Below are 6,314 nucleotides of genomic sequence, written 5' to 3'. Positions count from 1 at the left end.
GATCGACCATCCGAATCATCCCTCTTCATTCCTTACGCACGGAATCACCAACCCGGTTCCGTGCAAAGGCCTCCTTGTGGGAGAAGGTGTCGCCGAAGGCGACGGATGAGGGGTGTTCCAGGAACGCCAGCGTCTCATTCCGCTGGAACACCCCTCAACCGTCTCGGCGCTGCGCGCCGATCCACCTTCTCCCACAACAAGGGGAGAAGGGAAGGCACCATCTGGCCCTACACGTGGCCGTCATAAACCGCTAGTTTGCCCCCATGAACCAGCACGCGAACCTTCGCATCGGCCATTCGGCCTGTCCGCATGATTGTCCGTCGACCTGCGCGCTCGAGGTCGAATTGCTCGATGGCAACCGCATCGGGCGTGTCCATGGCGCTAAGGCCAACAGCTATACGGCGGGCGTCGTCTGCGCCAAGGTCGCGCGCTATGCCGACCGCATCCATCATCCCGACCGTCTGCTGAAGCCGCTGGTGCGCAAGGGTGCCAAGGGCGAGGGCGTCTGGCAGGAATCAAGCTGGGAGGCCGCACTCGACCTCGTCGCCGAAAAGTTCATCTCGGCCGAGGAGAAGTATGGCTCGGAGACGGTCTGGCCTTACTATTACGCAGGCACGATGGGGCTGGTGCAGCGCGACGGCATCGACCGGCTGCGGCATGCAAAAAAGTACTCGGGCTTCTTCGGCTCGATCTGCACCAATCTCGCATGGACCGGCTGGATGATGGGGGCAGGCGCCTTGCGCGGACCGGACCCGCGCGAGATGGCCAAATCCGATTGCGTCGTGATCTGGGGCACCAATGCGGTGGTGACGCAAGTCAATGTCATGACCCACGCCATCAAGGCGCGCAAGGAACGTGGCGCGAAAATCGTCGTCGTCGACGTCTATGAAAACGCGACCATGAAACAGGCCGATATGGGCCTGGTCCTGAAGCCCGGCACCGATGGCGCGCTGGCTTGTGCTGTCATGCATGTCCTGTTCATGGAAGGCTTGGCCGACCGCGCCTATCTCGAAAAATACACCGACGATCCGAAAGGACTGGAAGCGCACCTGAAGACGCGCTCGCCGGAATGGGCCTCTGCCATCACTGGCCTTGGCGTTGCCGAGATCGAGGCCTTCGCGCGATTGGTCGGCACGACCAGGAAAACATATTTCCGCCTCGGCTACGGCTTTGCGCGCCAGCGCAACGGCGCCGTCAACATGCATGCGGCGTCCTGCATCGCCGCCGTCACCGGCGCCTGGCAGTATGAGGGCGGCGGCGCCTTCCATTCCAATTCCGGCATCTTCAAACTCAACCAGGATGTGCTCGAAGGCACGAGGATGCGTGATCCCTCGATCCGCTATCTCGACCATTCGCGTATCGGCCCGGTGCTGACCGGCGCCAGCGACGCGCTTTATGGCGGACCGCCGGTAACGGCGATGCTGATCCAGAACACCAATCCGGTGAATGTCGCGCCCGAGCAGCGGCTGGTGAAACAGGGTTTCCTGCGCGACGATTTGTTCACCTGCGTGCACGAGCAGTTCATGACCGACACTGCCAAGCTGGCCGACGTCGTGCTGCCGGCGACGATGTTCGTCGAGCACGACGACATCTACAAGGGCGGCGGCAACCAGCACATCACGCTCGGCCCCAAGCTGATTGAGCCACCGGAAGGGCCGCGCACCAACCATTTCGTCATCGAGCAACTGGCCGAGCGCCTCGGTGTCGCCGACAGGCCGGGCTTCGGCCTCACCGAACAGCAGCATATCCACATCATTCTTGGCAAGCGCGGGCTGGGCAGTTTCGACTCCTTGAAGGACGAGAAGTGGATCGACCTGCAGCCGGATTTCGACACGGCGCATTTCATCCGGGGCTTTGGTCACGCAGACGGAAAATTCCGCTTCCGCGCCGACTGGACCGGGCAGGCGGCTCCCAACCGGCCGCCGAAGAGCATGGGGTTGTTCGGCCCGGTGGCGCTATTGCCCGAATTTCCCGATCATGTCGATCTGATCGAAGTGGCCGACGAAGCGCATCCGTTCCGGCTGGCGACCTCGCCGGCGCGCAACTTCCTCAACTCGACCTTTTCCGAGACACCGGTGTCGAAGGCCAAGGAGGGCCGCCCGGAGCTCCTGCTGCATCCTGACGATGCGGCGGCTCTCGATCTTGCCGACGGCGATCGTGTCGAGATCGGCAACATGCGCGGCGAGGTGGTGCTGCACGCCAAATTGTTCGACGGTATCAAGCGCGGTGTCGTGATCGCCGAAGGCATCTGGCCGAACAGCGCGCATGAGCGCGGCGAAGGCATCAACGTGCTGACGGGAGCCGATGCGCCCGCCCCTTACGGCGGCGCTGCCTTCCACGACAACAAGGTGTGGCTGCGCAAGGCGGAAGACCTGGGCGCCTAGTGCTGCTGATTTCCCGTTCCCGATTCCACCTCTGGCCCAAACACCAGCGGTCGCGAACGCCAACTCCCGTCTCTATAGAGGCAGTCGTCCGTCGCAAATGGGAGAGTGTCGATGGCCGGCGCGATTTCGCTTCTGGGAATACCGCATGACGAGAATTCGTCCTATCTTGAGGGGGCTGCTAAGGCGCCACCGCTCATCAGGCGCGAACTCATCAGCGATGCTTACTCCTCATGGAGCGAGACCGGCTTCGACCTGACCGGCCGTTTCGTCGATCATGGCGACATCGACTTCGCCCAACCGGGCGATCCCTGGCAGCGGATCGAGAGCGAAGTCGACCGCGCGCTGGACGCAGGCCATCCCCTGATCAGCCTGGGCGGCGATCACGCCATCTCCTGGCCGGTGCTGCGTGCGGTGCGCCGTCGCCATCCAAGCCTGACGATCGTTCACATCGATGCCCACCCCGACATCTATCATGCCTACGGTGACAATCCGCGTTCGCACACATCGCCTTTCGCACGGATCATGGAGGAGCGGCTTGCCGACCGCCTGATCCAGATCGGCTTGCGCACCGTGAACGACCATCACCGCGATCAGTTCAAGCGCTTCGGTGTAGAGGTCGTGGAGGCTGCGCATTTCAGCGAAAGCCTGTCCCTTGATCTCAAGACGCCCGTCTATATCTCGATGGATATCGACGGGCTCGATCCTGCTTTTGCGCCCGGCGTCTCACATCGTGAGCCTGGCGGGCTGTCGACACGGCAAGTCATCAACCTCATTCAAGGCATCAACCAGCCGATCGTTGCTGCTGATATCGTTGAATACAATCCGAGCCAGGACCTCTCCAATGTGACGGCGCTTGTCGCCGCCAAACTGACGAAGGAGATCGCCGGCATGATGCTCAGGGCATCATCTGCGGAGGATTGACAGCGCGGCCGAATTTCACACCGGCAGGGTCTCAGTCGCCTTCTTCCTGTTTTGCCGCTGGCGGATGTCGTCGGCGACCGCCTGGGCTTCGATACCGATTTCGCGCAGCAGCCCGGTGACCGCGTTGTGAAAGCCGACCAGATAGAGGCCGAGATCCGAAGCGCGGGCATTGACGCCGCTAGGCCCCGGCTCGATGCCGGGTTCGAGGAACCTGGCATAGCCCGGCCGATAGCCGGTGGCGAAGAGGATGGCGTCGAATTCGCTGTTCCTGCCGTCCGCAAAACAGGCACCGCGTTCCGAGATTTCAGCGATGTCGGGCGCCACCTTGATCGCGCCCTCGCGGATCTTGCCGATGGTGCCGACATCGATCACCGGAATGCGCGATGCAAGCGCGATCTGCTGCAGCAGTCCCTGCTTCGGCCGTCTGAGCCCAAACTTCTCCAGCCTGCCCAGTACCAGATCGAGGATGACGGGGAACAGGGCGTCGTTGATGCGCTGCGGCCCGAGCCGCGTCGCCATGCCGACCATCTGGATCGGCACGCCGAACAGTTCACGCGGCACGATGTGAACGCCGCCACGCACCGAGATCGTCGGTCGGGCGCCGGCTTCCGCCAGATCGAGCGCAATCTCCGCACCGGTGTTGCCCATGCCGACGACCAGCACCGATTGGCCGGCAAAAGGCGTGGCGTTGCGATAGTCGGCGCTGTGCAGCGTCTTGCCCTTGAAGGTGTCGATGCCGGCAAATTTGGGCAGCAAGGGCTCGGCATTGTAGCCGGACGCGATCACCACATGCGAAGCGCGTAAGGCGCCGGACGTCGATTCCACCCGCCAACCGCGGCCCTCCCGGGCGATCGCCCGCACCGTCTCTCCGAAGCGGGGCTCCAGGTCGAAACGCTTTGCATAGGCTTCGAGATACTCGACCACGAGATGGCGCGGCACATAGCGCGGATAGTCCTTGGGGAAGGGGACGAAGGGCAGCGAGGAGTAACGCTTGGTCGTATGCAGGTGCACGCGGTCGTAGTGACGCCGCCAGGCTGGCGCTGCCTGCTGCTCCTTTTCGAGCATGACGAAATCCAGCCCGGCTTGCCGCAGGCACGCAGCAACCGCCAGGCCCGCCGGTCCGGCACCGATGATCGTGACTTTCGTGGCTTCGTCCATGCGCGCCTCCACCGCCAATTCGCGATCCAGAATGTCAGAAACGTGGCCAGGGTGCCACCGGCTCATCCAGGCAAGGGCACCGTCAACCCGACCTTGACGCGGTCCATGCCGACGAAGGTGCGGAACTTCCGCACATTGTTGCTGCCGAAGAACAGTTTTCGCGTCAGCGCCTCGTAAGCGCCCATGTCGGCCACGGTGATAACGAGGATGAAGTCGGCCTCGCCGGTGACATAATAGCATTGCTGTACTTGCGGCTCCGCCGAGAATTGCCTCTTGGCCTCGTCGATCAATTCGGTGCGTTCGCTCTCGAGCTCCACCTCGACGAAGAGGGTGATCGGCTGGCCGACGGCCGCAGGCTCGACGATGGCGACATTGCCGGCAATGACGCCGGTCTGCTCCATGCGCTTGATGCGGCGCTGCACGGCCGGCGCCGACAGGTTCACCGCCTCGCCGATCAACCGTTGCGGCGTCGTGTTGTCCCGCTGCAGGATGGCAAGGATGGCGAGATCGAAGCTGTCGAGTGAGGCTGGCGAATGAGGCATTGCTGTCCCGACGAAACAAACTTGCATTTCGAGAGCCAAATTACGGCGCTTTTTGCGCATGGTTTGCAATATCTTTTCTTGGACGACGCCAAGGAGAGCCCGCCAATGTTCCTACCCAATCGCCATGCCTTGTACCGCCAGCCGCTGGACGCGGCCGATGCCGAAACCCTCGGCATCGCCGGGGCGGACACTGTCGAGCGTTTCCTTGCCTGCCGTGACAATCACCTGACGACGCCGCTGCACGCCCTGCCGGCGTTGGCTGGAGAACTCGGCCTCGGCACCTTGCATGTCAAGGATGAGGGCTTTCGCCTCGGCCTAGGCAGCTTCAAGGCGCTGGGCGGCGCCTATGCGGTCTTCCGTCTGGTCCTGGAGGAGGCAAGCAAGCGGCTCGGCCGCTCCGTCGATGTCGGCGATCTCGAACGGCCCGAAGTCCGGTCGGTCGCGGCCACCATGACGGTTGCTTGCGCTACCGACGGCAATCATGGCCGCTCCGTCGCGCAAGGCGCCGAGCTTGTCGGCGCAAAGGCAGCGATCTTTGTCCATGCCGGCGTCAGCGACGAGCGCGTCGCGGCCATCGCCCGCTACGGCGCGGAGATGATCCGCGTCGACGGCAATTACGACGATTCGATCAGGCAGGCGGCGCGCATCGCCGCGGAGAAAGGCTGGACGGTGGTTTCCGATACCTCATGGCCGGGCTACGAACGCATTCCAGGCCTTGTCATGCAGGGTTACACGGCGATCGTGCGCGAGGCGCTGCGCCAGCTCTCCGAACCGCCAACCCATGTCTTCGTGCAGGCCGGCGTCGGCGGCATCGCGGCCGCGATCGCCGGCCATCTCGCCATCGTGCTCGGCGAAACCAGACCGGTTTTCACGGTGGTCGAACCCGCCCGTGCCGCCTGCGTCTTCGGCGCCGCCAAGGCCGGGCATCCGGTCAAGATCGCGCATGGCGAGGCGACGGTTATGGCGATGCTCGAATGCTACGAGGCGTCGCCGGTCGCCTGGCGGGTGCTGGCACGCGCCGCCGATGCCTTCATGACCGTCGACGAGGCTGAAGCCATCGCGGTCATGCGTCGGCTGGCATGGCCGGCCGGCAACGATCCGGCCATCGTCGCCGGTGAAAGCGGCGGGGTCGGCCTTGCCGGGCTGATCCGGGCGATGGCCGATCATAAGGCCGAGCTTGGCCTCGACGCCACTTCGCGCGTGCTGGTCGTCAACACCGAAGGCGCGACAGATCCCCGCCGCTATGCTGAACTCGTCGGCATGAATCCGGAGGATGTGCTTGCCGGCAAGGTGCTGGAGTGACGCCATG

Annotated in this window: 5 protein-coding genes; 3 read left to right on the top strand and 2 right to left on the bottom strand. The window is 63.6% G+C overall.

The genetic code is table 11. The annotated features are described in order from the left end of the window. Positions 1–263: 263 nt before the first annotated feature. On the top strand, positions 264–2,384 hold the full coding sequence (locus FJ941_RS17595) for a molybdopterin oxidoreductase family protein (RefSeq protein WP_140507488.1): 2,121 nt from the start codon (positions 264–266) through the stop codon (positions 2,382–2,384). A gap of 111 nt (positions 2,385–2,495) precedes the next feature. Further along, positions 2,496–3,305 (top strand): agmatinase, encoded by an 810-nt coding sequence (gene speB / locus FJ941_RS17590; RefSeq protein ID WP_140507486.1) that lies wholly within the window; start codon positions 2,496–2,498, stop codon positions 3,303–3,305. 15 nt (positions 3,306–3,320) lie between these two features. On the opposite strand, the gene FJ941_RS17585 is transcribed toward speB, so the two are convergent. Both FJ941_RS17585 and FJ941_RS17580 read right to left on the bottom strand, forming a co-directional pair. Next, complete coding sequence (locus tag FJ941_RS17585) at positions 3,321–4,463, bottom strand: NAD(P)/FAD-dependent oxidoreductase (RefSeq protein WP_140507484.1); 1,143 nt, start codon at positions 4,461–4,463, stop codon at positions 3,321–3,323. Positions 4,464–4,525: 62 nt separating this feature from the next. Further along, positions 4,526–5,005, bottom strand: a complete 480-nt coding sequence (locus FJ941_RS17580; RefSeq protein ID WP_140507482.1) for an Lrp/AsnC family transcriptional regulator — start codon at positions 5,003–5,005, stop codon at positions 4,526–4,528. A 105-nt stretch (positions 5,006–5,110) separates the two neighbouring features. On the opposite strand from FJ941_RS17580, the gene FJ941_RS17575 reads away from it, so the two are divergent. Next, entirely contained in the window at positions 5,111–6,307 is a 1,197-nt protein-coding gene (locus FJ941_RS17575) for a diaminopropionate ammonia-lyase (RefSeq protein WP_140507480.1), read from the top strand. Positions 6,308–6,314: the final 7 nt, after the last annotated feature.

This window comes from Mesorhizobium sp. B2-3-13 (genome assembly GCF_006442195.1).
Classification (GTDB): Bacteria; Pseudomonadota; Alphaproteobacteria; order Rhizobiales; family Rhizobiaceae; genus Mesorhizobium; species Mesorhizobium salmacidum.
The sequence above is the reverse complement of the archived record's forward strand: the minus strand, read 5'-3'. Positions and strand labels throughout refer to the sequence as shown.